Raw genomic sequence first — 25,802 nt, 5'->3', positions numbered from 1 at the left:
TGCGGTCCTAAAGAATCAGAGGAAATAAACGGCGCGAACCCGCTCAGGCGCTCGGCGCTGCGGCGGAAAACCACTGCGCCCAGTGGTCGATGCAGGCCTGAACCTTGGGTAGCCGGTGCCTGCGGGTGAGGGTGATGGCGTGGATGGGGCTGGGCTGCAGGTCCACGCAATCGGCCAGCACCGGTGCCAGCAGGCCCTGGCGTACCAGGGGCTCCGCCACCACCGTGGCCAGGCGCGCAATGCCCAGGCCCTGCAGCGCCAAACGCGCTGTGATGGCCGTGCTGCCCGAGCGCCAGTGGCCCTCGGCCACCAGCACATAGGGCGCACCGTCGAGCTGGAAAGGCCAGTGGTTCAGAAACGCCACCGCGCTGTTGGTGATGAGCCGGTGCTGGCGCAGATCGCCGGGGCGCTCTGGCATGCCATGTGCCTGCAGGTAGGAGGGCGTGGCGTACAGGGCGCGTGCCAAGCTGCCCAGCGGGCGCGCCACCACGGTGTCGGTCAGCGGCGGGCCGGTGCGGATGGCGATGTCGATGCCGCCCTGTGCCATGTCGGCCATGCGGTCGTCCACCAGCAGCTCCACACGCAGTTGCGGGTGCTTTTGCTGCAGGCTGTCAAAGCTGGGGATCAGCAGGTGTTCGGCCACCACCGAGCTCGATGCCACGCGCACCCAGCCGCTGGGCTGGCCACTTTGCTGGGCGAACTCGCCCTCCAGCTCGTCGAGCGTGCCGGTGAGGCGGCGGCAGTAGTCCAGAAAGGTCTGCCCTTCGGCCGTGAGCGTGAGGCCGTGGGTGGTGCGGTGCAGCAGCCGTGCGCCACAAGCCTTTTCGATGCGCGCCAGGGTGCGGGAGACCTGGCTCACGGGCGCATCGCGCTCGCGCGCTACCGCCGAGAGCGAGCCCAGGTCGGCCACGCGCACGAACAGGTGCATGTCATCAAAGCGGATATCGCGCATCGGGCAATGGTAACGGCGGGGCCTGGGAGCGTCTGCACGAATCGCCGCGCTCGATTCGTGCAGAGGCACCCTTGCGATCCGTGCAAAACGGTCTTGCACCGTGGGCGGTTTCCGCCGCGCCTGGCGCTGCCTACAGTGGCTTCACCCCGAAAGGAATGCACATGTACCCCCATCAATACCCCGATGACTACCAGCGCCTGCACGATGAGGCTAGGCGCCACGCACTGCAGTTGCGCCAGGAGGCGATTCGCGCCGCCCATGCCTGGGTGGCGCGCGGGTTCCTGCGCATGGCCCGCCGGGTTTCCCACCTCGCGCGGACGGATGAAGCCGCGCCAGCGAACCCCTCTACCCCGGAGCTGAAAACACCATGCCAACCCTCGTTCTAAAACTGGCCCCGCTGCAAAACCCCGAGCGCTACCGGCAACTGGCCAGCGCGCTCACGGACCTGACCGTGCACCTGCTGGGCAAGCGCCGCGAGGTGACGGCGGTGGTCATTGACGACCTGCCCGCTGCACGCTGGCACATCGGTGGTGCGCCAGTCGAGCAGCCCACGGCATTGCTGGAGATCAGCATCACGCAAGGCACGAACACGCAGGAGGAGAAGGCCGCCTTCATCCAGGCCGCGTTTGCTGAACTGCAGCGCCAGCTGGCCGGTGACGGCGCGCTGGCCCTCGCCAGCTACGTGGTGGTGCGTGAGCTGCCCGCCAGCGACTGGGGCTATGGCGGGCGCACGCAGCAGGCGCGCAAACTGGCGCTGGCGGCGTGAAGGTGCGGATGCGAGGCGTTCAGGCTGGCGCGCCGCGAAAGCGCTGCGCCGCCTGGCGGCTGACCTCGGCCAGCAGTTGCTCTTCGCGCTGGCGCTCGCGCAGCCAGCGCGCATCGTTCTGGCCCGCTTCTGCTTCGGTGCGCAGCATGTGCATGGCGCTGGAGGCACCCTGCACGGCGGCATGCCCGGCGATCTTGTCCATGGTCTTGAGGATGTGCTCGCGCAGCGGCATGTGGTCGCCGGTGGCCGGGTCCACATACACCGCGTCCATGCCAAAACGGCAGGCCTGGAAGCGGTTGTAGGTGTACACAAGGTAGTCATCTTCGGCGGGCATGAAGGGCTGCTCGGCCAGAAACCATGCGCCAAGCGACTGCACGTAGCCCGCCAACGCGGCGGCGCGCTCGATGGTCAGCGGCGTGTCGAACACGCGGATCTCGATGGTGCCGAACTCGGGCTTGGGGCGGATGTCCCAGTAGAAGTCCTTCATGCTCTTGACCACGCCGGTGCGCGTCATCTTGTCGAAGTACGTGGTGAAGTCATCCCAGGTCAGAGCCATGGGCGCGCGGCCTGACAGCGGAAACGCAAACACCGAGTTCAGCCGCGCCGAGTCAAAGGCCGTATCCTGGCCCTGCACATAGGGACTCGATGCCGACAGCGCGATGAAATGCGGGATGTAGCGCGACATGCGGTGCAGCATGAGCAGCGCGGCATTCGCGTCGGGGCAGCCGATGTGCACATGCTGGCCGAAGATGGTGAACTGCTTGGACAGGTAGCCATACAGCTCGGACAGCTCGCGAAAACGCGGCTTGTCGTAGATGCGCCGCTCGTGCCACTGCTGGAAGGGGTGCGTGCCTCCGCCCACCACGGCGATGTTGAGCTTGTCCGCGCTCTTGACCAGTGCATCGCGGATGGGCGTGAGCTGGCCCAGCACCTCGCTGGCCGAGTGGCAGATGCCGGTGGAAATTTCGATCATGCTGTTCGTCATCTCGGGCACCACGCTGCCGGGCAGCGGGGTTTTCTTCATGAGGCGCAGCATGTCCTCGGCGTAGGGGGCCAGGTCGTAGTCGTTGGTGTTGACGAGCTGCAACTCCAGCTCGACGCCCAGCGTCAGCGGTTCGGAATGGTTGAAGGCTTCAAGACTCACGGCTGTTCTCTCCGTTGTGGCCACGGGTCAGTGGCGCCCAGGGTTTCGAGCTTTCGCCCGCACGGTAAATGGCCACGGTGGCAATCACGGCGCCCAGGACTTCCATCAGCAAAATGGCAGGCAACGCCACACCGGCAATTACATGGCCGGTGGAGGGCGAGGCCAGCACGAACTGCGAGGCGATCAAGAGCGCGATGGACGACATCGGCGTCATCGCGCAGCCCACCCACAGGGCCTGCTTCCAACTCGCGCCGCTGCCCACGTTGCCCAGTGCCACGCCGGTGGCCTTGGCCACCAGGCGCACGGCAATCAGGGCCAGCACCACGCCGGCCACGGGGGCACTCCAGTCGGCCTGTGCAGCCACGGTGGAGACCAGCACGAACATCAGCATGGTGAGCAGCGACGATGCGTTGCCCAGCTGGCGCGGCCAGGCCCAGGGGCGGGGGTTGAGCTGCTTGAGCAGCATGCCACCCAGCAGCGCGGCCAGGGGGGCTGAGCCTCCCATGTGCGCTGCCACGGCGGTGCCCGCCGCCACCAGCGCCAGAAAAAGCATGGAAGTGTTTTCGCTCGTGGGGCTCATGAAGCGCAGCGCCATGCGCAGCACCAGGGCCAGCACGGCGGCGACGATGATGGAGACCCCCAGCACCACCATCACGGGGTACACGGTCTCCACCACGGTAAGGCTTTGGCGGTTGATCAGCTCGGCCTTGGCGCTGCCCAGTGTCAGCGCATACAGCGTGGACAAGGTGGTGAGCACGATGGCGCGCTCGGTGACCGGGCCCGCCGCGCGGGTGTCGGCCACCACGCGGGTGAGCACGGCAGGCGAGGCGGCCAAGGCCACCAGGGCCAACGGGCCGGCCACCTGGGTGGGCAGGTTCAGCCAGACCAGCACCCAGTACACGGCAAAATAGGTCAATACCGATTCGGCAATGCTCTGCACCAACACCATGGGGTTGTGGCGAAACCAGCGCAGCGGAATGCGGCCGCCACATTCAAAGAGGACGAGGGCAATGCCCAGCTCCAGCAGGAACAGGCCGATGCCCTGCAGCGGCCACACCGCCCCGCTGAACCCGGCCAGCCCGGCGGCGGTACCCACCAGCGAATAACCGAGCACCTTGGGCAGGCCTGTATGGCGCTGCGTGAGATAGCCTGCCATGGCCGCCACGGCCAACAGCAGTGACCATTGCACCGTGGGCAACCCGGCTGAGGGGCGCAGCCACTGCGCCCAGAAGCTCAGGATTTCATTCATGTCATGGAACCTCTGCGTCAGACGGGCGGTGCCCGTTGGTGTGAAAGGGCCGGCGCACAGGCCCTCCGCAGGGGGGAGGGGGTGCGCTTGGGCGTTGGTGCCCCGAATTTACAGGCCGAAACACTCCGGCCGTGTAGGACAGATGCGGCGGTTGCCCGGGTTCAGGCCTGTGACGATACCCCCGCGCCGGCCGTCCGCTCTGGCACAAAAAAGCTCAGGGGCGCGCTGCGCAGGCGGGCGCGAATTGCTGCGTAGATGCGCGAGCGGTCTACACCGCTGACGTTCTGCGCACGCAGCGCCAGGCTGAAGGCCAGGTAGAAACTCACCGATACATTCAGGGCCCCCAGAAATGGCAGCGAGGCCACGGCCCACCAGAACGCCGGCAAATGCAGGACCTGCAGGCCCAGTGTGGCGCTGGCTGCCGCGACCTGGCCCGTGGACAGCGTGACGTGGCGCACATCCAGCCCCAGCCCGAAAAACGCGGCAAACGCGGGTACCAGGCCGAGCATGAAACCCAGCGAGACGTTGGCAGCAAGGCCCGAGAGGTTTTCGCGAAGGAAGCGGGCCCAACGCGCGGCGCGCTCGGTGCCCAACAGCCCCGTGATGCGCGGGTTGTAGTGCAGGGCCGAGTCCATGCGGTGGAGCACAAACCAGTTCTCTGTCCAGCCCGCAATGATGCTGGACGCAAACAGCAGCACTCCGGTAAAGGCTGCGAAGAACAGCGAAGGCCCGAGCAGGTGCAGGGATGCGAACACATGCTCGGCCTCCTTCAGGCTGATGGCCGGGCCGCCCGTGGCCAGGGCAATCAGCGTGGCGAGCGCAAGCACGGCCGGGAAGACCACCAGCACATTGCCCAGCACGGCCGCCACCTGGGAGCGCACCAGGTGGGTGATCTCGTCCACAAACGCCTCGATGGCGCTGCCTGAACCCAGTTCCTTGAGTTTGGCTGCCATGGCCGGCGCCGTCATGGCTGGTTGTTTGGTGGCCACGGTGAAGTGCAGCAGCTGGATCAGCACAAAGCTCACGGCGTAATTGATGCCCGCCATGAAGCCACCCCAGAACGCCGACAGTGCCAGCGCATAGAGGCCGAACTTCGCCAGTGTGGTGAACGCCATCAGGGCGCCGCCGCCCGCCGCCTTACGCAGCATGGAGCGGTATTCGGTGCCCGTGCGGGTAATGTAGTGCTCACCTGTCTCGGCACTGCGCTCGGCCACCTTGGCCGCCAGTAGCGAGGAATTGGATGCCAGCAGTGCACGCAGGCTGCGCCGCTCCTGCCCCACCATCACCAGGTGCGCCATGAGCTGCGCCGCCGTGACGGCCGGTTGGGCCGACAGCAGACAATCAAGCAACTCCCGCACGCGCAGGATGCGTTCGCGCAGCTGCCGCAGGCGGAACACCAGGCCCACCGAAATGCCGTTGTCTTCGAAATGCGCATACACGGTGGCCGCCGCCGCGCGGCAGGCCTCCAGGCGCTCGCGCAGGCGCTGGGCCGACTCGTTGAGACGGTCAGGCGTGCGCAGCGCATGCAGCACCTCCACGCGCAGGCTTTCCACATCGCGGATCAGTGCATGAAAGGGCTGAGCCTCGCGCGCGGATTCGCTCATGCGCAACCGCAGCTCGGGGGCAAAGCCGGTCGAGAGAATCTGCCCCGCACAGTAGGTGATGGCGTCCAGCAAGGCACAGTGCCAGCGCGTAGCCCCGCCGGGGCTGTCGTTGCCACCGGCGGGGGCCAGTAGGTCGACCAGCCGGTTCAGCTGGGCTTCGTCGAGCGCCGCAAGCCACTGGGCGTCAAAAGCGCTGGGCAGGGCCAGCATGAAGAGCTCGGAGGCATCGATGGTCTCGGGACTGCCCGGCAGCAACTTGGTGCGCAGGCGCTCGGCGATCTCGCTGACCAGCGCAGTGCGGGGCGCAAAGCCAAAGTCCGCCAACAAGGTGGTGACATCGACCTGGTCCACCAGCGTAGCCCACCAAGACTGCAGCCGCTGCTGGAGGTCGGGCCGGGCGGCGATGGCGTCGATGAAAAGCTGCACCCGCCCCACGGACGCCGGAACCGAGTCGCGCTGGCCACGCACCCAGTCCAGCAGGTGGATGAGCCACAGGTGGCGATGGGCCAGGCCGGCCGTGGGGTCGAGCGCCGCCAGCAGGCTGGCCAGGTCGGTATTGGCGCGGTTTTTCATCGCCGGGCCGCCCCAAGATGAAAAGCGACCCCCTCGGGGGGCAGTGACCACACGAAGTGGGGAGCGTGGGGGTGAGTCTTCATCGCCGGGCCGCCCCAAGATGAAAAGCGGCCCCCTCGGGGGGCAGCGACCACACGAAGTGGGGAGCGTGGGGGCGACTCTTCAATGCAGCACCCGTCCACTCAGCGGCTCACCCGAGGGGCCGTGGTTGATCGCTTCCAATACAAAGAGGGGTACGGGGGTATTGAAGGGCTCGCCATCTTCGGCCACGCAGTGAAAGGTGCCGTGCATGGTGCCGCTGGCGGTGCGCAGCCTGCAGCCGCTGGTGTACTGGAACGATTCACCCGGCTTGAGCAGCGGCTGGTGGCCCACTACGCCCAAGCCCTTGACCTCTTCGGTGTGGCCCCGGGAATCGCTGATGATCCAGTGGCGCGAAATCAGCTGCGCGGGCGCGTCCCCGGAATTGGTGATGGTGATGGTGTAGGCGAAGCTGAACACTCCGGTGTCCGGCGCAGACTGCTCGGGCAGGTATTCGGGCAGCACTTCCACGTCAAACTGGTACTTTGGCATGGGGCGAATGGTAACCGTGGAGATTCTCCAAAAGTGCATGTCCATGGGGTAAAACCCCTGACCTTCTGCGCTTTGCGACAATCGGGGGATGAGCCGCACATTCCGAATCGCCCCCTCCATCCTCTCCGCCGACTTCGCCCGCCTGGGTGAAGAGGTGCGCAATGTCATTGCCGCTGGCGCAGACTGGATCCACTTCGACGTGATGGACAACCATTACGTGCCCAACCTCACCTTCGGCCCTATGGTGTGCCAGGCGCTCAAGCCCCATGCCAAGACCGCCGCCGGTGTGGCCGTGCCGATCGACGTGCACCTGATGATCCAGCCGGTGGACGCCCTCGCCGCTGCCTTTGCCGACGCCGGTGCGGACTACATCAGCTTTCACCCCGACGCCTCGGGCCATGTGCACCGCAGCATCCAGGCCATCCGTTCCAAGGGCGTCAAGCCCGGCCTGGTGTTCAATCCGGCCGAGCCGCTGGATGTGCTGGACTGGGTAATCGACGACATCGACCTCATTCTCATCATGAGCGTCAACCCCGGGTTTGGGGGCCAGAGCTTCATTGATTCAGCCCTGCGCAAGATCGAAGCAGTGCGCAAGCGCATCGACGCCTCGGGCAAGGACATCCGCCTGGAAGTGGATGGCGGCATCAAGGCCGACAACATCCGCCGGGTGGCCGATGCGGGTGCTGATACCTTTGTGGCGGGCAGCGCCATCTTTGGCAAGCCGGACTATCAAGGCGTCATCGACGCGATGCGCTCAGAGCTGGGGTGAGTTCCTCAGCTGCTGGGCAGACTTTGCCCGGCAGCCGTTGTGACAGGCCACGCCTGCATTGAGCCTGGTTATTGCTGAGCAGGGACGGTGATCGTTGTTGTGGTCGATTCACGCAACACGCCGCCGCCTGACACCGAGCCACTCGCCGGGCTGCTCTGCACGCGGCGCATGCAATCTGCCTGATCGGCGGCGGTCTGGAACGCCGCACAGCGTTGGGTGGCGTTGTTGGTCGCGGCGGTTCCAGGGTTGCTCAGATCGCCCTTGCGGGAAGCATCCAGCGCGTTATTGGCCTCGCGAAGGCAGGTGGCCAGGCTGTCCTGCGTGTTGTTGGTCATGCACTTTTCCCGCTCTTGCTCATAGCGTGCCCGCGCGTCTTGAGGTGGCGTTTGCGCGGATGCACCTGCGCAGGCCAGCAGCAAGGCGGCGGTGAAGAGGGAGGTGGCAAAGGGAATGCGTTTCATGAAAGGGCTCCTGGGGCAATCGCAGACAGTGGTCTGAACGTAAGCCTGCAGGGTAGGCCCCGCTGCGGTGCGCCCCTGTCGGACAGTGCCGCCCCCTGCCGTGCGCGGGACGCGCGTTTCGGGCTTGGTCAGCCCAGGCGCTGAAAGGTCAGAACGAAGGCCACGCCATCTGCCGTATTGCGCGCGTTGATGGTGCCGCCCATCTTGGCCATGTAGGTTTTGGCCACAAACAGCCCCTGGCCTCGGTGCTCGCCCTCGCCCAGCGGGGTGGGGCTGGCGGGGTCGGAAACGCCCAGTTCAAAAATCCGCTCCAGCAGTTCGTCTGCAATGGTGGAGCCCTGGTTGTGCAGCGTAGCGCTGGCGGTGGATTCCGACGCGGTGAGCGTCAGCCTGATGGGGCTGCCCGCGGGGCGGTAGCGGTCGGCATTGCGCAGGATGTGGGTTACCACGTCTTCGAGCGCAAACTCGTCGGCCCGCACGATGACCGGGCCTGCGTTGCTTGAACCCGGGGCATAGACAACATCCAGGATGCCCGCAAAGTGGGCGTTGTCGGCCACGTTGCGCAGGAATGCATCCAGGTCCAGCCGCCCCTCGGGCACATTGGCGGCCTGCAGTGCCTCGGCGGGCGATGCCGTGCCATACAGCACATGGATGGCCTGCTGCATGCGCTGCACATAGCGGTGGCCGGGGTCTTGCGGGCCGTTCAGCGCCATCAGCGACTGCAGGGGTGACATGATCTCGTGCCCTACGGCGTGCCACATGTCGCGCTCTTGCTGGGCGCGCAGTTGCTCGCGCTGCAGGTCGTCCTTCACGCGCTGCAGCAGGTCGGCCAGACCCCCGGCCAGAATGCCCAGCTCGTCTGAGCCGCGCAGGTCCGACACATCCAGGTCGCCCAGCCGGGGTCCGGTGTGGCCGGGCTGCACGTTGTACGACACGGCGGCGGCGCGGCGGGTGAGTGCGGTCACGCGGCGGATCAGGCCCACCTCCACCACCAGCCAGGCCAGCGCAATGGCGCCCAGCATGGCTCCTAAGTACCACGACAGGCGCGTGGCCACAGCGGCCAGGCCTTGCTCCACGCCGCGCAGGTGGCCGGTGAAATTCACCACGTAGTTGCCCGTGGGCGTGTCCAGAATGTCCAGTGCTGTGGGGGCGGCGGGCGTGGCTGCTGCCGGGCCCACGCCTGCGGCCTCCAGCGGCAGCCAGCGGATCAGGCGCAGCAGCCAGGGGGCTGAGGGATCGGCCTGCACTTCGACGCCCTTGAGTGTGATGGCGCTGGCCTCGTCACTGCCCAGCTTGCGGATCTGCACACGCTCGCCCGGCAACAGGCTGCGCGAGAGGTCGCCCAGCGATGCGGCCAGCTGCGCGCCGGGTGCGTCGCTGTCGAACAGCGGTTTGGTGTCCTCGCCCGGCGCCAGCATCTCCACCCGCACGCGCATCTGCCCCAGGTCTTCCGGCGGCCAGACCAGGCGCTCGTCCTTGCGGAACAGCGCTTCGCGGAACAGTTCGACCGGCAGGCGGATGGAGTAGTGCGTGCGGCGCAGGCAGTCAGTGGTGGTGGCCTCGCCAGCGGGCGAACTGGCCGATGGGGGTGGCAGGTCGCGGCACTGGCCGTTTTGCCACAGCCAGCCGCGAAAGTCGCGCACCGGCCGCGCGCGGGCGTCGAGCTGCGGCGTGCCGTTGTCCACAAACCCCGTCAGGCGCCCGCGCACGGCCGCGCTGCCCTGTGGGGGCATGGCCTCGTACGGCGCAATCCAGCGGTAGGTGGTACCCCGCATGTCCAGGGTGATGCGTGCACGGTGTGCCTCGGCGGGCACTAAGGCGCCGCGCTCGCGGGGTGTCAGTTCACCGGCATAGAAGCTGCCCACCAGGTAGATGAAGCCGCCTGCATAGGGGTTGTTGCCAATCGCTGCGCACACTGAGGCGCCATCGGGGTATTGCACGGAGCAGCCCGCCATCTCCACGGCTTGCTGTGATTTTTGCGGGTCGTCAAAGTCGATGGCCGCATAGGGCAGCAGCAGCGGCGCCAGCGGCGTCACGCCCTGGCCGAGGTGGCTGGCGTTGAGCAGCGCCAACTGGCCCGAGGGGTGGCGCAGCCGCGCCATGACCTCGGCCTGGCTGCGCACAAAGCCATGTTGGTAAGCCTGCCAGGCGCGCTCTTTTTCGTCCTTGAGCACCACCACGCTCAGCGCCACCGTGGCCAGGGCCAGCAGCACGAACACCCCGCGCACGAGGATGCGCAGGCGGAACGCGGGCAAGCCCAGCCGGGGCATTTCCAGACGCGATATTTCAAGTGCGGGGTGCAGTAGGCGTTTCACTCCATTCCTCTCGCGTGAAAGTGCCGTGCAGGGCGGCCAAACTGGCGTGGCCCAGGCCAGGGCCGCCCCGCCGCGCTGGCGGCGTCCCCCTGCCCGCATCGCGCAGCAATGCGAGAGCGGGGGGAAGGCCCGCAGGGCCTCAGGGGGGTGTTCACTTTACCGTCCAGCGGAACCCGCGCATGGGCACGTTCTCAATGCCTTCAAATCCGGGGTCCACTTCGCGCAGCGCCTCGCGGATGGTGCTCACATGCTTGCGCACGTTGTCACGGTTGCGCCCGCTTTTCACCACCTCGAACAGTTCGTCATACGACACCACCTCGCCACTGCGCTGGTGCAGCGTGGCCAGGATGCGCTGGGCCGTCAGTGGCAGGTTGATGCGCTCGCCGCGCCAGGTGGGGGTGCGCTGCCACAGCGGGTCCAGCACCAGCGCATCACCCACGGTGGCGGGGGGCGCGCTGGCTGGGGCCTGGGCCTGTGTGGTACGCAGGATGTCGAGAAAGGTCTCGATGAAATCGGCCTCTTCGAACGTGGTTTTCTGCAGGTAGTCCCACGCGTCCAGCGCCTTCATGATGCTGCGGTAAATGGCCGCAGGCATGGCCGACACCACCAGCACCGGCGTGCCCTGGCGCAGCTTGTTGATGGCGTTGATGAGGGCCACGCCCGCATGGCGCTCGCGGCCCAGTTCGATGTCCAGCACCACCGCGTCGTAGTGCTCGCGGGCCAGCGCGGCCTCGGCCTCGTCGCGGGTGAACCACTGGTCGATGACGATGCCGCTCTTCGCACTGCGTATCCACCCGGCCAATTGGTTGCTGGTGGGCAGGTCGTCTTCGATCACGGCAATGCGGGTCATGGGCAGGGCGGGCAGTAGAGGGTGGGCAGATTATCCCGGTGGCCGGTTCTGGCCGGTGTGAGTTTTTCTTCCGGGGCCGGAAGGTTCGTGCGGGCGGCGTGAGCGCATTGGGGGCTGCGCCGCATTGTTGCTTCCGGGGTAGATCCGAACAATCGGTCCTCAATGAGCAAGCCACAGCGGCAGCTCAGAAACGACAACAACACCGAACCAACCCGAGAGAGAAACACCATGAAAGCCACCTGGAACCGCATCGTGCAGACCCTGAAGGTCCGTCGCTCTACCCCGTTGTCCGAAGCAGGCACGGAGCCCGTGCTGGACGCTGAATCGCAAAGCCCTGTGGCAGCCGATGCATGCGGTGCCGATGGCCCTCGACTGAACTGGGCCTATCTGCTGCCCACCGCCCGCACCGTGCGCTGGCTGACCGCTGGCGCTGTGGTGGCCGCCGCAGGCCTGATGGTGGTCCGCAACCCGCCGGTGCAGCACTTGGCACAAGGCGACCTGGGCGTGCGCCTGAACCAGTTCACCGGTGCCGTGAGCCTGTGGCGTGATGGCAGCGTGTGGGTGGTGCCTGGCCTGCACACGGTGCGCGTGTTCTCACTGCGTGACCAGAGCTACCGTCCCGAAGCCATGCGCCAGGCCACGGGCAGCGCGCCGCTGCAGTCGGTGGAAGGCCTGTCGCTGGGCCTGGACCTGAGCGTGCGCTACGCCCTGGACCCCAACTCACCCGCCGTCAAGGCCGGAAATCTGCCCGACAACGTGGGTGTCGACATCGTGGAGCCCGCGGTGCAGGGCTTGGTCTACAAGGTGTTTGCCCGCTACACGGTGCGTGAAATCTTCTCGTCCAAGCGCGCCGAGATTTCGCAAATCATCGAAACCGAACTGCGTGCCCGCCTGGCTGCCGATGGCGTGACGCTGCGCAGCCTCCAGATCGGCAAGGTGGACCTGCCCGCGGAGTACCGCCGGGGCATGGACAGCCTGCTGGCCGAAGAGTTGGCGTCCGAAAAAATGCGCTACACGCTGGAGCTGAAAGACAAGCGCGTGCGTGAAACCGAACTGGACGCCAACGCTGACAAGGTGCGCCGCGAAGTGGCCGCCGAAGCCGCTGCGCGTGAGCAAGTCATCGCCGCCAAGGCCCAGGAAGAGGCCATGAAGCATGTGCTGCCCTTCAAGCAGCGGCAGATCGAACAGCGCCAGCTGGAGGCCGAAGCCGAACGCGTGGCCCGCGTCAAAGCCGCTGAAGGCAGCGCCCAGGCCCGCCGCATCGAAGCCAACGGCGAAGCCGACGCCCGCCAGAAGCTGGCAGAGGCCGAGGCCTACCGCATGGACCGCGTGGGCAAGGTCAATGCCGAGCAAATGGCCCGCGAAGGCGCACTGGTGACCAAACACCCGCTGCTCATCCAGAAGACGCTGGCCGACAAGCTCTCGGACAAGATCCAGGTCATCATCGCGCCCCCGCCCACCAATGGCGACTTCATCGGTGCCGCGCTGCTGGGCGGCAACCGCAACGCCCAGGCCGGGGCCGCACAGGCTGCTGCCGTGGCCGACGACGCCACCACCACCCAAGCCGTGGAGCAGTGAACATGAACGCCACCTTCGCAACTTTGCTGGCAGCCGTTGCCAGCGCTGCAGTGACCGTGGCGGCCGAGGCCGCCCCCCAGCCATCGCCCAGCGCCCAGGGCAGCGCCATCGTGGTGCAGGACCAGGCCAGCCTGCGCGCTTCCCCCCGTGACGGTGCCCAGCAGCAGGCCAGCCTGTGGCAGGGCGAGGTGCTGGAGGTGCGTGGCGAGCGCCTCGACTACTTGCAGGTGTGGGACCACAAGCGTGAGCGCGGTGGCTTCATCCGCGCCAGCGATGTGCGCCGCGTGGCCCTGACCGAGGCGGAAGGCCCCGCGCTGCTGGCCGTGATGCGCTTTGTGCAGGACACGCCGGGTGCCGAGGCGCTGGGCATTGGCCTCACCGCCGCTTACCTGCAAGCCGCGCCCGCCAAGGCTTTGGCGGGTGTGGAGGGTGCCCAGGCTTTCGATGCCCTGGGCACCTTTGCCGACCGGCTGGCGCGCCGTGCCTCGGTAGCCGTGCCGGGCAAGGCCTCGGGCGCTGCGTTGTCGGCCCACCTGGATGTGGCCAACGGCTACGGCGTGCGCTTTTCCACCTACGAGGTCGAAGGCCGCATGCAGGTTTGCTACGAGGGCGAGGCCTTCCGCCGCCTCCTGGCCATGCCCGTGGCCGATGCCGAGCAGCGCGCCCGTGCCGTCCTGGCGCTGACCCGCCCCGAATGCATCAACCCCGACCTGCCCGCACACGAGCGCGCCAAGGTCACCACCTGGCAGGCAGAGGTACTGGAGCGCGTGGACGTGGCGGGCCTGCCTGGCTACCTGCGCAACCGCGTGCAGATGCGGCGCGCCAGCGTGTGGGGCGCCGCAGCCTTCCAGCAAGCACGCAAAAACGCGGCCGACCCGGCGGTGGCCGCTGCCGCCGCACGCGCCCTGACGGAATTCACCGGCGTGAGCAAGGCCGAGCTGCCTGACGAGGACCAGAGCGCCTACAACGACGCTGCCATGCGCGTGAGCGCCGTACGCTGGGCGCTGGTGCCTGCTGCGGCGCCTGTCGCGACCGCCGCCGGAGCCCGCCCCGCACTGTTGACCGAACCCGGCGCACCCGGCGAAACCTGCGTGCTGCTGGTGGACGCGCAGCACAGCGCCAAGGCCCCGCTGCTGCGCCGCTGCACCTACGGCGTGGTCTGGGCCGCATCGGCCAGCACCAACCGAGAAGGCACGGCGGTGGCCCTGGCGGTGCAGCCCCTGGAAGGCTGGCGGGAGCTGTGGGTGTTGCGCAAGACCGAAGGCGGCTGGCTGGCGGACGTACTGCCGCCTGCCGCCGCGACGCCCGAAACCGGCGTGGCCGAGTGGGCGGGCTGGGTGCCCGGCGGACAGCAGATGCTGGTGGCGCGCGAAGCGCGCGGCCAGGGGCGCTACCGCAGGAGCTTTGAGGTGGTACGGCTCGACGGACTGGCCACCGAGCGGGTGACGGGGGATGTGGCGGCACTGCCTTTGTTCCAGCGCTGGCAAGACCCGGCCTGGAAGCGGCAGACGCTGAGCTTGCGATGAGGCGTATGGGACTTGCACAAATCGGAATGCCGCAGCCGTATCGCCTTGGGGTGAGCCGCGTGCCTGACCCCTGTTTTGCCTAAGCTATGGCGTATTTACACTTGGGATCTCCGTACTCTTTTGCCCGTGATCCTCTCCATGACCGACTCCGCCTCGTTCGCCTCTCTCCTGTCCCGCGTGGACGCTGTCATCGTGGACCTGGATGGCACCATGGTGGACACCATGGGGGACTTCAATGAGGCCATCAATCGCATGCTTCGTGAGCTGGCCCTGCCGGCCATTGGGGCCCAGCACATCGAACACATGGTGGGCAAGGGCTCGGAGCATTTGCTGCTTTCAGTGCTGAAACATGTGCTGGCGCTTGATGGTGGTGCGCAAGATGCTATAAAAATTGAAGCAATCTATCCTTCGGCCTGGGCCAGCTATCAGCGCCACTATCTGGCAATCAATGGCCAGTTTGCCGGGGTGTACGACGGCGTGGAGGTGGGGTTGCAGGCGCTGCGCACCCGGGGACTGCAATTGGCCTGTCTGACCAATAAACCCACGGACTTTGCGCTGCCGCTGCTGAAGTCCAAGGGGCTCGACGGGTACTTCAAGAACGTGTTTGGCGGTGACGCGTTTGAGCGCAAGAAGCCCGACCCTCTGCCTCTCATCAAGACCTGCGAAGCGCTGGGCACCGTCCCCGCGCGTACGCTGATGCTGGGTGATTCCAGCAACGATGCGCAGGCGGCACGGGCGGCGGGCTGCCCCGTGGTGCTCGTCACCTACGGCTATAACCACGGCCAGCCCGTGCGGGCGGTGGATGCCGACGGGTTTGTGGATTCGCTGGCGCAGCTGGCCTGAGCTGGCCGCGGTCGAGCTTGGGTGTTCAGGCGGGCAACTGGCGCGGCGCCACGCTGCGGTAGTCCAGCCGGGAGGCGCTGGCGCTGTTGCCACGCACGGGGGCGGGCATTGCATCGCTGTGGCGGCTGGCGCTGGCTGAGAGTCGGAAGACCGCCACCGCATCCACCAGCTGTCCCGCCTGCGTCTTGAGGCTGTCGGCCGCCGCTGCGCTTTGCTCTACCAATGCTGCGTTCTGCTGGGTGGCCTGGTCCATCTGCGTGATGGCTTCACCCACCTGGGAGACACCCTGGCTCTGCTCGCTGCTGGCGGCGCTGATCTCGCCCATGATGTCGGTCACGCGCCGGATGGCCCCCACCACCTCGGTCATCGTGGCGCCAGCCTTGTCCACCAGGGCGGTGCCGCGTTCCACGCGCTCCACGCTGGTACCAATCAGTCCCTTGATTTCCTTGGCGGCTTCCGCGCTGCGCCCAGCCAGGCTGCGCACTTCGCCTGCCACCACCGCAAAGCCGCGCCCCTGCTCGCCTGCGCGCGCAGCCTCCACGGCAGCATTCAGGGCCAGGATGTTGGTCTGGAAGGCGATGCTGTCGATCACGCTGATGATGTCGGCGATCTTCTTGCTGCTGTCGTTGATGCCCTTCATGGTCGTGACCACTTCGGCCACCGCGTCGCCGCCCTGTTGGGCCACGGTGGATGCGCTCATGGCCAGTTGGTTGGCCGTGCGCGCGTTGTCGGCGTTCTGGCGCACGGTGGAGCCCAGCTCTTCCATCGACGCGGCGGTCTGCTGCAGGGCCGACGCTTGCTGCTCGGTGCGGGCCGACAAGTCGTTGTTGCCCGAGGCGATTTCGGCGCTGGCGGTGGCGACGCCTTCGGCGCTGTGGCGCACATTGCCAACGATGGTGGCCAGGCGCGATTGCATGGTGGCCAGAGCCTGAAGCAGTTGTCCGGTCTCATCGTTGCCATTGGCCTCGATGGGGTGGGTCAGGTCGCCGTCGGCAATGTTTTCTGCCGCCTGCTTGCCCCGCTGTACGGGTTGCACGATGGAGCGCGTGACGGTGAAGGCCAGCAGTGCGCCCAGGGCCACGGCGATCAGTGTGCCCACGCCCAGCAGCACCTGGCTGGCCTTGGCCAGCGTGCTGGTGTCACCCTGGCTGTCGGCCAGCTGTGCGGCCATGGCGGTGCGCAGATCGTCGAGGGATTTGAGGTACTTGTCCGCCAGGGGGCGCAGGTCTTTGTCCACCAGCGCAGGCACATTGGGTTCGCCACCACGGTGCAGCTCGCGGATTTCGGCAAGCTTGTCGGTGTAGGCCTTGCTGGCTGCGGCGATGGTGGCCAGCTGCGCGCGGTTCTTGTCGCCCTGTACCAGGCCTTCGATGCGTTTGACCTTCGTCTCGATGCCGGTGGATGTGGCCTGCGTGTCGGCCGTCAGCTTCTCCATGTAGTCACGGTCGATGGCCTTGAGAAACGCCTCGGTGCGCACCCAGTTCAGGCGGATGTCCGAAGCCCAGTTTTCCACCAGGGTCTGCTGCTCGATCTCCTGGGTGGCTACGCGCTCGCTGGCGCCTTGCAGGCTGGCGATGCGCCACATGCCGGTGGCGGCAATCAGCGCCGTGATGAGCAGGATGGCCCCAAAGGACGAGCCCAGGCGCAGGCCGACGGAAAGGTTGCTGAGTTTCATGGTGGTAGCTGGCGCAAAAAGGTGTCTGGAGGCAGAAAGGTGGCGTTACACACGGCTCGCTGCGGGGCGCGGGTAGCGCGAAAAGCGTGGCTCAGGCCGTGGCATCGGTTGCTGCGGGTTGCGCGCAGGGATGTGCCGTTGTGGGGGCGGGTTGGTGCGGGTGCGATTGCCTGATGCAAAGACTACTCCCGAGGTGGGAGTGCGTCTGTCGGACGCGGGACAGCCCCCGGGGACTTTGTTTCGGGGTTTGTCCCAAGGCTTTTTTAGGCGGGCTTGCCCAGCAGGGCGTCCTTCAACTTCCAGTCGGCCGGGGTGTTGCCCAACCAGATGCCCAGCAGCGCGTTGAAGAATTCAGGCTCCTTGAACGGCTCGCCCTGGGGCTTGCCCTTGACCGTTATCACCGTGCCGGTGCCCGGTATCCAATCGATCATGAACTGGTCGCCCGCTTGCAGTTTCTTGTGGTCCGAGAAGATCTGGCTCATGCGCAGCACGCCTGGGATGAGCTTGGAGAACGCTGCGCGGTCCATGTTGTCTTCCATGCCGCGCGAGAACAGCTTGCCCAGCTCGGTGGAGTCGATCTCGCGCAGCATGGTGATGCTCATGCGCTTGGGCCCCTTCTGGGCCATGATGTCGGCCGGGGTGTTGGCCTTTTTTTCGAGGTACAGGCCTGCGGTGTACACCTTGAACACGGCCTTGTAGCGAACGCCTGCCCCGTTGAGCTGAAGGCTGCTGCCGCTCAGGCTGCTTGTCTCTTCATATTTGACGTCGGCCACGGTGATGGGCTGGGCAATGGCACCGGCCGCCAACAGGCATGCCACTGCCGCTGCGGCGCATCGCTGAAGGAACTTCATGCGCAACTCCTAAAAAAAGAACGCTCGTTCGTTTCCAATTGTTGCAGCGCTCCCGATGCCCCGCAACAGGGTTTTCGAGTGGTTGTGTGATCTCGCGTTGAGGGCGGTCAAACCGGGCGGGGAAAAAAGCTTTGCTACACTTTGGCCCATGTTCATTCATCACGTGTTCATCACAGGTTGCAGCGACCGGGGAGCCTGGCCCTGGCGTCGGCCTGCCTCTTTGAACGCCTGATAGCACCTGGGCAACCGCCCCAGCGTGCACCCGTGGCCCTCACCCTGTGCGGTGGGGCCGATTGAATGGACCGCAGTGCTACCCCTTACTCATTGCACAGGGGGCACGCGCTGCCACAGCTGGGAGCTCTCCCCGTGATCACAGAACTTGAATTCAAAAGCCTGGCCAGCGAAGGCTACAACCGCATTCCGCTCATGGCCGAGGCCTTTGCGGACCTGGAAACCCCGCTCTCGCTCTATCTGAAGCTGGCGCACAGCAAGGATGGCGGCAAGCACAGCTTTCTGCTGGAATCCGTGGTGGGTGGCGAGCGCTTCGGGCGCTATAGCTTCATCGGCCTGCCCGCGCGCACGTTGCTGCGCGCCAGCGGCTTCGGGGCTGCGGCGCGCACCGAGGTCGTTACCGACGGCCAGGTGGTCGAGACCGCCGAGGGCAACCCGCTCGACTTCATCGAGGCCTACCAAAAGCGCTTCAAGGTGGCTTTGCGGCCCGGCCTGCCGCGCTTTTGCGGCGGTCTGGCCGGCTACTTTGGCTACGACGCGGTGCGCTACATCGAGAAGAAGCTCGAGACCACCTGCCCACCCGACACCCTGGGCTGCCCCGACATCCTGCTGCTGCAGTGCGAGGAACTGGCGGTCATCGACAACCTTTCGGGCAAGCTCTACCTCATCGTCTACGCGGACCCGGCCACACCCGAGGCGTACGCCAAGGCCAAGAAGCGCCTGCGCGAGCTCAAGGAGCAGCTTAAGTACTCGGTGAGTGCCCCGGTGGTCAAGCCCACCGAGGGCCACCCCGCCCAGCGCGACTTCGCCAAGGCCGACTACCTGGCCGCCGTGGACCGGGCCAAGGAACTGATCGCCGCCGGTGACTTCATGCAGGTGCAGGTGGGCCAGCGCATCCACAAGCGCTACACCGAGTCGCCCCTGTCGCTGTACCGCGCGTTGCGTTCGCTGAACCCGTCGCCGTACATGTACTTCTACGACTTCGGCGACTTCCACGTGGTGGGCGCCAGCCCCGAGATCCTGGTGCGCCAGGAGAGCACGCCGGACGGGCAGAAGATCACCATCCGGCCGCTGGCCGGTACGCGCCCGCGCGGTGCCACGCCCGAGAAGGACAAGGCCGCCGAGATCGAACTCATCAACGATCCCAAGGAGCGCGCCGAGCACGTGATGCTGATCGACCTGGCGCGCAACGACATCGGCCGCATCGCCAAGACCGGGACCGTGAAGGTGACCGAGGCCTTCGCGGTGGAGCGCTACAGCCACGTGATGCACATCGTGAGCAACGTCGAAGGCATCCTGAACGACGGCATGACCGCCATCGACGTGCTCAAGGCCACCTTCCCGGCGGGCACGCTGACTGGCGCACCCAAGGTGCACGCCATGGAGCTCATCGACCAGCTCGAACCCACCAAGCGCGGCCTGTATGGCGGCGCCTGTGGTTACCTGAGCTACGCGGGCGACATGGACGTGGCCATCGCCATCCGCACCGGCATCATCAAGAACGGCACGTTGTATGTGCAGGCCGCTGCCGGTGTGGTGGCCGATTCGGTGCCCGAGCTGGAGTGGAAAGAAACCGAACACAAGGCCCGTGCCCTGCTGCGCGCGGCCGAACTGGTCGAGGAGGGCCTGGAATGACCCGCGCCATTGCCAAAGTGAAGGCCTGCACCACCATGCAGGATGTGCGCCGCGAAGTGAACGCGCTGGACGATGTGCTGGTGCCCCTGCTGGTGGAGCGCGTGGGCTACATGACCCAAGCGGCGCGCATCAAGCAGGGCGCCGAGCAGGTGCGCGACGAAGCCCGTATCGAGGCCATCGTCGCCCGCGTGCGCGAGCAGGCTCTGGCCGAAGGCGGCGACGCCGACGTGATGGAAGCCATCTACCGCAGCCTCATGGAAGCCTGCATTGCCTATGAACACCGCGAGTTCGCCCGTCTGCGCGAGCCCGCCCTTGCCGGGAGCGCCGCATGAAACTCTTGATGGTCGATAACTACGACAGCTTCACCTACAACATCGTCCAGTACTTTGGTGAACTGGGCGCCGAGGTCGAGGTGTTCCGCAACGACGAGATCACCGTGGCCGACATTGAGGCGCGCCTGAATGCAGGGCAGCTTGACCGCCTGGTCATCTCGCCCGGCCCCTGCTCACCCGCAGAGGCGGGTATCTCGGTCGCCGCGATCCAGCACTTCGCGGGCAAGCTGCCCATCCTGGGTGTGTGCCTGGGACACCAGGCCATTGGTGCGGCCTTTGGCGGCACCATCGTCCGCGCGCAGCAGCTGATGCATGGCAAGACCAGCGTCATCACCACCACGCAAAAGGGCGTGTTTGCAGGCCTGCCGGAGCGATTCACCGTCAACCGCTACCACTCGCTGTCCATCGAGCGCTCCACCTGCCCCGATGTGCTGGAGGTGACGGCCTGGACGGAGGACGGCGAGATCATGGGCGTGCGCCACAAGACGCTGGCCATCGAAGGCGTGCAGTTCCACCCCGAAAGCATCCTGACCGAGCACGGCCACGCCATGCTGAAGAACTTTCTGGAGCAGCGCGCATGACTGCGCCAAACCCCCTCGCGCAGCTCTATGGGTACAAGCGCTGGGCCAATGAGGAGCTGCTGGCGCTTAGCGAGGCCTCGCAAACCGCATTGCCTGCGGATGACTACCGGTTGTTTGTGCGCATCCTTAACCACACTTATGTGGTGGACCAGATCTTCGCTGCGCATCTGGCGGGTCGCCCGCAGACCGCTTATGCGGCCACCAATACCGAAGAAACGCCATCGATCGATGCCTTGCGCCAAGCCATCCGCGCGTCGGACGACTGGTATCTGCAGTACGTGGGCGGGCTGGGCGATGCGCAGCTTGCCGAACGTGTGGCGTTTCGCTTCACCGATGGTGACACGGGCAGCATGTCGCGCAGCGAGATCCTGAACCACGTCGTTGTGCATGGCACTTACCACCGGGGGGCTGCGGGCCGTATTCTGGCCACGCATGCGGTGCAGCCTCCGCGTGATTCGCTGACGACCTTCTTGCACCGACTGGAACCCGGCCGCCGCTGGTAGACATCATCATGCCTGAAATCCATCAACTGCTCATGTTCATTGCCGCAGGCTGGTTGCTCAACCTCACGCCCGGGCCTGATGTGCTTTACATCGTCACCAACGCGCTCAAGTCCGGCACACGCGCGGGCATCGTGGCGGGGCTGGGCATCACGGCTGGGTGTTTTGTGCACATCTTCGCGGCTGCGGTGGGTGTGGGGGCGCTGCTGGCCACGTCGGCGACGGCGTTCACTGTGCTCAAGTGGGTGGGCGCCGCCTATCTGATGTGGATGGGCGTGCGCATGCTGTTTGCCAAGGCAGCTGCAGAGGGCGGAAGCAGCGCCGCCCTGGTGGCAGCGCAGTCGGCCCCCGCACACCACACACCGCTTCGCAAGGTGTTCCTGGGGGGCTTCTGGACCAATGTGCTCAATCCCAAGGTCGCCATTTTCTTTCTGGCCTTTGTGCCGCAGTTCATTGCGCCGGGCACCGACAACAAGGCGCTGGCCTTTGTGCTGCTGGGCGTGCTGTTCAACGTAAACGCCATCCCCGTCAATGTGGGCTGGGCGCTGGCCGCTTCGTGGATGGCACGGCGCGCCACATTGATCCAGCGTGGCATGCACTGGCTGGACCGCGTGGCGGGTGCCATGTTCATCGGCTTCGGGCTCAAGCTGGCCTTCACAGACCAGCCCTCTGCATAAATACCAGGAGACATTCCATGCCCATTACCCCCCAGGAAGCGCTGCAGCGCACCATCGAGCACCGCGAAATCTTCCACGATGAGATGCTGCACCTGATGCGCCTCATCATGAACGGCGAGCTGTCGCCGGTCATGACCGCTTCCATCATCACCGGCCTGCGCGTGAAGAAGGAAACCATCGGCGAGATCACCGCTGCCGCGCAGGTGATGCGCGAGTTCAGCACCAAGGTGCACGTCAAGGACGCGACCCACATGGTGGACATCGTGGGCACGGGCGGCGACGGCGCCAACACCTTCAACATCTCCACCTGCTCGATGTTCGTGGCCGCCGCAGCGGGCGCCAAGGTCAGCAAACATGGCGGGCGCGGTGTGTCGAGCAAAAGCGGCAGCGCCGACGTAATGGAGGCCCTGGGCATCCACATCAACCTCAAGCCCGAGCAGATCGCCCAGTGCATCGCCGAGGTGGGCATTGGTTTCATGTTCGCGCCCAACCACCACCCGGCCATGAAAAATGTGGCCCCGGTGCGCAAGGAGCTCGGCGTGCGCACCATCTTCAATATCCTGGGCCCGCTCACCAACCCGGCGGGTGCGCCCAACATCCTCATGGGCGTGTTCCACCCCGACCTCGTCGGCATCCAGGTGCGTGCGCTGCAGCGCCTGGGCGCCGAGCACGCGCTGGTGGTGTACGGCCGCGATGGCATGGACGAAGTCAGCCTGGGCGCCGCCACACTGGTGGGCGAGCTGAAAAACGGCCAGATCACCGAATACGAAATCCACCCTGAGGACTTCGGCCTGCCTATGGCCAGCAACCGCGCCCTCAAGGTCGAAACGCCCGAGCAATCGCGTGACATGTTGATCGGCGTGCTCAAGGGCGAGCCCGGCGCCGCGCAGGACATCGTCTGCTTGAACGCGGGTGTGGCGCTGTATGCGGCCAATGTGGTCGATTCGGTGCCCGCAGGTCTGGCCAAGGCCCGCGCCGCGATTGCCTCGGGTGCCGCGCTGGCCAAGCTGGAGCAATTGGTCACGCGCACGCACGCGCTGGCGGTCTGAGCGCTGCCTCAATGAAGCTGAAGCAGAGCCCTGAGTTGGTCCGTGGGCATCCTTTGCGACGCGCTTCACGTTGGCGATCAATGGTGTGTAGGTATACGTTGCCTAAAGGCGCGCTATGAATGAGACCGTGCGCCCGCTGGTGCGCCAGCGCAGCTTGAAAACTTGGGCTTCTGCCATTGAGCAGCAACCTCGGGTGTGGCTCCCGTTGCAGCTACTTGGGCAGGGGGTGGGCGCGTGGTCGGTGTTTTGGGGTACTGCGATGGCGGGCGTTGTCCTGTGGGTGCAAGCGTTATTCTTGCTTGATCTTCGCGGCATGGTGGCGCTTGCCTGTGGCCTATTAATATGCTGCTGCGTTGCCGGTGCAACCTTGTCATTCAGGAGAGCTCAGCAGCGTGACAGAAGGCGTGGTTGGGAGGTTGACTTTCAACGAAGGACGCTCACGCCGGTGGGCCTAGCTCAGCAGCAGGCCATTGATTTGGGGGCCGAGCACAGCCTGGGGTGTTACTTGAATGGCGGAGATTCAGAACGAAGTCTCTCGTTCCAGCTGGAGTTACGCCATGCGCGCAAAGGACCCATCGCGGCGCTCACCGTAGTACAGCTGCAGAGCGGCAATGCAGCGGACGTGGAGATACTCAACCGGTGTGTGAACCGTTTAGTGGAACGACTGGGCATTCGGCGCTCCGGTGCACCACTTCTTGCGCAAAAAGCCGCGACGAAGCGCGCTTCATATGGTGCTCGTTAGCATTGTTCTGCTTGGGCGATTCCGCCTATCCGACAACTTCATCCGCAAATATCGTGAAGGTTCAACCAATGTCTGACATCCTCAACAAAATCGTCGCCGTCAAGCACGAAGAAGTGGCTGCCGCCAAAAAGCGCCAGCCCCTCGACGCCATGCGCGCCGATGCCGAGAGCCGCGTGCTCACGCGCGACTTTGAGGGCGCCTTGCGCGCCAAGATCGCCAAGGGCCAGGCGGCGGTGATTGCCGAGATCAAGAAGGCCAGCCCCAGCAAGGGCGTGCTGCGCGCCGATTTCGAGCCCGCCGACATCGCCCAGAGCTATATGGAAGGCGATGGCAAGGTCAGCGCGGCCTGCCTGTCGGTGCTGACGGATCGCCAGTTCTTCCAGGGCCAGCCCGACTACCTGAAACAAGCCCGCGCCAGCACCTTGCTTCCCGTGCTGCGCAAGGATTTCATGGTGGATGCGTACCAGATCTACGAATCGCGCGCCATGGGCGCCGATGCCATCTTGCTGATTGCGGCCAGCCTGGACGACGCCCAGATGGCCGACTTCGAGGCCATTGCCCGCAGCCTGGACATGGCGGTGCTGGTGGAGGTGCATGACCGCCCCGAGCTGGAACGCGCCTTGAAGCTCAAGACCCCGCTGGTGGGCATCAACAACCGCAACCTGCGCACGTTCGAGGTCACGCTCGACACCACGCTGGCCATGCTCAAGGACGTGCCATCGGACCGGCTGCTGGTCACCGAATCGGGCATCCTCAAGCCCCAGGATGTGAAGAGCATGCGCGATGCGGGCGTACACGCCTTCCTGGTGGGCGAGGCGTTCATGCGGGCGGATGACCCGGGCCTGGCGCTGGCCAAGCTGTTTGCCTGATGGGAATGAATACTATTATTTTGATAGCTATTTGCGCTTATCCATAAAGCGCTGGTGGCCATTTTTGCCATGAATTCATCGGTTCAGCCTCCCTCCCAGCTCCAAAGCGCCAACCCCGCCGACTGGCCCGTGGCGCCGGGCTGGCAGCCTTTGGTGGATGCCTTTTTTGCCGGAGCCCGGGGGCAGGCGTTGCTCGCGTTCTTGCAGGCGCGGCTGCAGGCGGGCGCGGCGATTTTTCCGCCCCAGCCGTTGCGGGCGCTGGACCTCACACCGCCCGAGCAGGTGCGCGTGGTCATCCTGGGGCAGGACCCGTACCACGGCCGGGGCCAGGCCGAGGGGCTGGCGTTCTCGGTAGCACCGGGTGTGCAGTTGCCGCCCTCGCTGCGCAACATCTTCAAGGAGATGCAGCGCGACCTGGGCACCGCGTTCCCGGCGTGGCCCGAGCCCGGAGGCAGTCTGGTGAAGTGGGCCAAGAATGGCGTGTTGCTGCTCAACACCGGCCTCACGGTGGAAGAGGGCCAGGCCGCGAGCCACGCGGGCAAGGGCTGGGAGGAACTGACCGACGCCGTCATCCGCCACGTGGCCGAAGGCCCGCGCCCGGTGGTGTTCATGCTCTGGGGCTCACACGCCCAGGGAAAGCGCGCCTGGATTCCGCAGGACCGGGGCCACCTGGTGCTCACGTCCAACCACCCGTCACCGCTGTCGGCGCTGCGCCCGCCCGTGCCTTTCATTGGCAACGGGCACTTTGGCAAGGCGCGCGCGTTTCGCGAGCAGCACCAGGGTTGATACCCGCAGGTTCTTAGTCTGCCGGGCAGTCCGGAAAGCGTTTTTTCAGTTCAGCCGCAGGCATGGTTTCGGCCAGATCCATGTTGCGCACGATGGGGATGTATTCGCCCCGTTCGGTAAAGCGCATCAGCGTGGTCACCGCCCGGGTCTTGCCGCCGCCTTTTTGGCAACCGGCCAGTTCCAGCCCCAGGCCCAGCTCGCGGTGTCCGTCGTCCGTGGCCTTCCATCCCAGCGCCTTCGTGCGCAGTGCCTGCAGCCTTGGCAGGGCTGCGGGGTCGATGCGCCAGACCTGTGTTTGCGTCTGGGGGCGGTCGTAGTCCGCCAGCGCGCTGCGCTCAGCGGTGCTGCGCAGTTCTTGGAGCGGCAGTTTTTCCTCCAGCAGTTCGGTGGTGGTGCTGCCATTGGGCAGGCGCACTTTGCGCGACACGCTGACCGACAACACCAGAGCATCGCCATGGATCTGCAAGCCAGGCTGGTGCACCACTGCGGCGCGCAGCGCGGCGGGGTCCAGCGTTTCCAGGTTCAAGCTGCGCAGCTTCCACAGCGATGACACCGGGACGCTGCCGCAGGCTGCCAAGAGGGAGGCCGCGAGGGCAAAAGACAAGGACAAACGCGAGAGGCGGTGGAATGGGGAGTTTTTTTGGTGGGCCATGGCTTTTAAAAATTTCTGTATG

At 65.9% G+C, this 25,802-nt stretch carries 26 protein-coding genes; 15 read left to right on the top strand and 11 right to left on the bottom strand.

Annotation, left to right across the window (positions count from 1 at the left end; genetic code table 11):
• Nucleotides 1-43: 43 nt before the first annotated feature.
• Nucleotides 44-952, bottom strand: coding sequence for a LysR family transcriptional regulator (locus ARADN35_RS0123005; RefSeq protein ID WP_010466403.1), 909 nt, complete (start codon nt 950-952; stop codon nt 44-46).
• A 161-nt stretch (nt 953-1,113) separates the two neighbouring features.
• On the opposite strand from ARADN35_RS0123005, the gene ARADN35_RS0123000 reads away from it, so the two are divergent.
• Nucleotides 1,114-1,338, top strand: a complete 225-nt coding sequence (locus ARADN35_RS0123000; protein ID WP_010466402.1) for a hypothetical protein — start codon at nt 1,114-1,116, stop codon at nt 1,336-1,338.
• Nucleotides 1,320-1,718: a tautomerase family protein gene (locus tag ARADN35_RS0122995; protein WP_010466401.1), complete on the top strand. Its 399-nt coding sequence runs from the start codon at nt 1,320-1,322 to the stop codon at nt 1,716-1,718. Before ARADN35_RS0123000 ends, ARADN35_RS0122995 begins: the two co-directional genes overlap by 19 nt.
• A gap of 19 nt (nt 1,719-1,737) precedes the next feature.
• On the opposite strand, the gene ARADN35_RS0122990 is transcribed toward ARADN35_RS0122995, so the two are convergent.
• The 4 genes from ARADN35_RS0122990 to apaG form a co-directional block, all read right to left on the bottom strand.
• Nucleotides 1,738-2,862 (bottom strand): YbdK family carboxylate-amine ligase, encoded by a 1,125-nt coding sequence (locus tag ARADN35_RS0122990; RefSeq protein ID WP_010466400.1) that lies wholly within the window; start codon nt 2,860-2,862, stop codon nt 1,738-1,740.
• The gene (locus tag ARADN35_RS0122985; RefSeq protein WP_010466399.1) at nt 2,852-4,111 is read right to left on the bottom strand and encodes a cation:proton antiporter; all 1,260 of its coding nucleotides are present in this window, start codon (nt 4,109-4,111) and stop codon (nt 2,852-2,854) included. Before ARADN35_RS0122985 ends, ARADN35_RS0122990 begins: the two co-directional genes overlap by 11 nt.
• A 161-nt stretch (nt 4,112-4,272) precedes the next feature.
• On the bottom strand, nt 4,273-6,288 hold the full coding sequence (locus ARADN35_RS0122980) for a site-specific recombinase (protein ID WP_010466398.1): 2,016 nt from the start codon (nt 6,286-6,288) through the stop codon (nt 4,273-4,275).
• 162 nt (nt 6,289-6,450) lie between these two features.
• Nucleotides 6,451-6,858 (bottom strand): Co2+/Mg2+ efflux protein ApaG, encoded by a 408-nt coding sequence (apaG, locus tag ARADN35_RS0122975; RefSeq protein WP_010466397.1) that lies wholly within the window; start codon nt 6,856-6,858, stop codon nt 6,451-6,453.
• An 88-nt stretch (nt 6,859-6,946) separates the two neighbouring features.
• Between apaG and rpe the strand changes: the two genes are divergently transcribed.
• Nucleotides 6,947-7,627, top strand: coding sequence for a ribulose-phosphate 3-epimerase (rpe, locus tag ARADN35_RS0122970; protein WP_010466396.1), 681 nt, complete (start codon nt 6,947-6,949; stop codon nt 7,625-7,627).
• A 68-nt stretch (nt 7,628-7,695) separates the two neighbouring features.
• Here rpe and ARADN35_RS0122965 read toward each other — a convergent pair whose 3' ends face one another.
• The 3 genes from ARADN35_RS0122965 to ARADN35_RS0122955 form a co-directional block, all read right to left on the bottom strand.
• Nucleotides 7,696-8,088, bottom strand: coding sequence for a hypothetical protein (locus ARADN35_RS0122965; RefSeq protein ID WP_010466395.1), 393 nt, complete (start codon nt 8,086-8,088; stop codon nt 7,696-7,698).
• 128 nt (nt 8,089-8,216) lie between these two features.
• Entirely contained in the window at nt 8,217-10,403 is a 2,187-nt protein-coding gene (locus ARADN35_RS0122960; protein WP_029414323.1) for a sensor histidine kinase, read from the bottom strand.
• A 151-nt stretch (nt 10,404-10,554) separates the two neighbouring features.
• The gene (locus tag ARADN35_RS0122955; RefSeq protein ID WP_010466393.1) at nt 10,555-11,253 is read right to left on the bottom strand and encodes a response regulator transcription factor; all 699 of its coding nucleotides are present in this window, start codon (nt 11,251-11,253) and stop codon (nt 10,555-10,557) included.
• A 228-nt stretch (nt 11,254-11,481) separates the two neighbouring features.
• Here ARADN35_RS0122955 and ARADN35_RS0122950 point away from each other — a divergent pair, with 228 nt between their 5' ends.
• The 3 genes from ARADN35_RS0122950 to gph all read left to right on the top strand — a co-directional run bounded on the left by ARADN35_RS0122950 (nt 11,482) and on the right by gph (nt 15,200).
• Complete coding sequence (locus ARADN35_RS0122950; protein ID WP_010466392.1) at nt 11,482-12,831, top strand: SPFH domain-containing protein; 1,350 nt, start codon at nt 11,482-11,484, stop codon at nt 12,829-12,831.
• A 2-nt stretch (nt 12,832-12,833) separates the two neighbouring features.
• Nucleotides 12,834-14,357 (top strand): hypothetical protein, encoded by a 1,524-nt coding sequence (locus ARADN35_RS0122945; protein ID WP_010466391.1) that lies wholly within the window; start codon nt 12,834-12,836, stop codon nt 14,355-14,357.
• Nucleotides 14,358-14,495: 138 nt separating this feature from the next.
• Entirely contained in the window at nt 14,496-15,200 is a 705-nt protein-coding gene (gph, locus tag ARADN35_RS0122940) for a phosphoglycolate phosphatase (protein WP_010466390.1), read from the top strand.
• 25 nt (nt 15,201-15,225) lie between these two features.
• Here gph and ARADN35_RS0122935 read toward each other — a convergent pair whose 3' ends face one another.
• The gene (locus ARADN35_RS0122935) at nt 15,226-16,875 is read right to left on the bottom strand and encodes a methyl-accepting chemotaxis protein (protein WP_010466389.1); all 1,650 of its coding nucleotides are present in this window, start codon (nt 16,873-16,875) and stop codon (nt 15,226-15,228) included.
• Nucleotides 16,876-17,138: 263 nt separating this feature from the next.
• Nucleotides 17,139-17,726 (bottom strand): chalcone isomerase family protein, encoded by a 588-nt coding sequence (locus tag ARADN35_RS0122930; protein ID WP_010466388.1) that lies wholly within the window; start codon nt 17,724-17,726, stop codon nt 17,139-17,141.
• 366 nt (nt 17,727-18,092) lie between these two features.
• Between ARADN35_RS0122930 and trpE the strand changes: the two genes are divergently transcribed.
• The 9 genes from trpE to ARADN35_RS0122890 all read left to right on the top strand — a co-directional run bounded on the left by trpE (nt 18,093) and on the right by ARADN35_RS0122890 (nt 25,128).
• Complete coding sequence (gene trpE, locus ARADN35_RS0122925) at nt 18,093-19,592, top strand: anthranilate synthase component I (RefSeq protein WP_010466387.1); 1,500 nt, start codon at nt 18,093-18,095, stop codon at nt 19,590-19,592.
• Nucleotides 19,589-19,924: a chorismate mutase gene (locus ARADN35_RS0122920; RefSeq protein WP_010466386.1), complete on the top strand. Its 336-nt coding sequence runs from the start codon at nt 19,589-19,591 to the stop codon at nt 19,922-19,924. Before trpE ends, ARADN35_RS0122920 begins: the two co-directional genes overlap by 4 nt.
• Nucleotides 19,921-20,505 (top strand): anthranilate synthase component II, encoded by a 585-nt coding sequence (locus ARADN35_RS0122915; RefSeq protein WP_010466385.1) that lies wholly within the window; start codon nt 19,921-19,923, stop codon nt 20,503-20,505. Before ARADN35_RS0122920 ends, ARADN35_RS0122915 begins: the two co-directional genes overlap by 4 nt.
• Nucleotides 20,502-21,008, top strand: a complete 507-nt coding sequence (locus tag ARADN35_RS0122910; protein ID WP_010466384.1) for a DinB family protein — start codon at nt 20,502-20,504, stop codon at nt 21,006-21,008. Before ARADN35_RS0122915 ends, ARADN35_RS0122910 begins: the two co-directional genes overlap by 4 nt.
• Before the next feature lie 8 nt (nt 21,009-21,016).
• Nucleotides 21,017-21,682: a LysE family translocator gene (locus ARADN35_RS0122905; protein WP_029414321.1), complete on the top strand. Its 666-nt coding sequence runs from the start codon at nt 21,017-21,019 to the stop codon at nt 21,680-21,682.
• A 17-nt stretch (nt 21,683-21,699) separates the two neighbouring features.
• Complete coding sequence (gene trpD / locus ARADN35_RS0122900; RefSeq protein ID WP_010466382.1) at nt 21,700-22,731, top strand: anthranilate phosphoribosyltransferase; 1,032 nt, start codon at nt 21,700-21,702, stop codon at nt 22,729-22,731.
• A gap of 115 nt (nt 22,732-22,846) precedes the next feature.
• The gene (locus ARADN35_RS28110) at nt 22,847-23,473 is read left to right on the top strand and encodes a hypothetical protein (protein WP_010466381.1); all 627 of its coding nucleotides are present in this window, start codon (nt 22,847-22,849) and stop codon (nt 23,471-23,473) included.
• 68 nt (nt 23,474-23,541) lie between these two features.
• Nucleotides 23,542-24,342, top strand: a complete 801-nt coding sequence (gene trpC, locus ARADN35_RS0122895; protein ID WP_010466380.1) for an indole-3-glycerol phosphate synthase TrpC — start codon at nt 23,542-23,544, stop codon at nt 24,340-24,342.
• Between the two features lie 69 nt (nt 24,343-24,411).
• On the top strand, nt 24,412-25,128 hold the full coding sequence (locus ARADN35_RS0122890; protein WP_029414320.1) for a uracil-DNA glycosylase: 717 nt from the start codon (nt 24,412-24,414) through the stop codon (nt 25,126-25,128).
• Nucleotides 25,129-25,141: 13 nt separating this feature from the next.
• Here ARADN35_RS0122890 and ARADN35_RS0122885 read toward each other — a convergent pair whose 3' ends face one another.
• Nucleotides 25,142-25,732, bottom strand: coding sequence for a hypothetical protein (locus ARADN35_RS0122885; RefSeq protein WP_139019234.1), 591 nt, complete (start codon nt 25,730-25,732; stop codon nt 25,142-25,144).
• Nucleotides 25,733-25,802 lie beyond the last annotated feature (70 nt).

The sequence above is a fragment of the Acidovorax radicis N35 genome (assembly GCF_000204195.1).
In the GTDB taxonomy this organism is placed as follows: Bacteria; Pseudomonadota; Gammaproteobacteria; order Burkholderiales; family Burkholderiaceae_C; genus Acidovorax; species Acidovorax radicis.
Note: the sequence above shows the minus strand (reverse complement) of the source record. Positions and strands in the feature narration are given on the sequence as shown.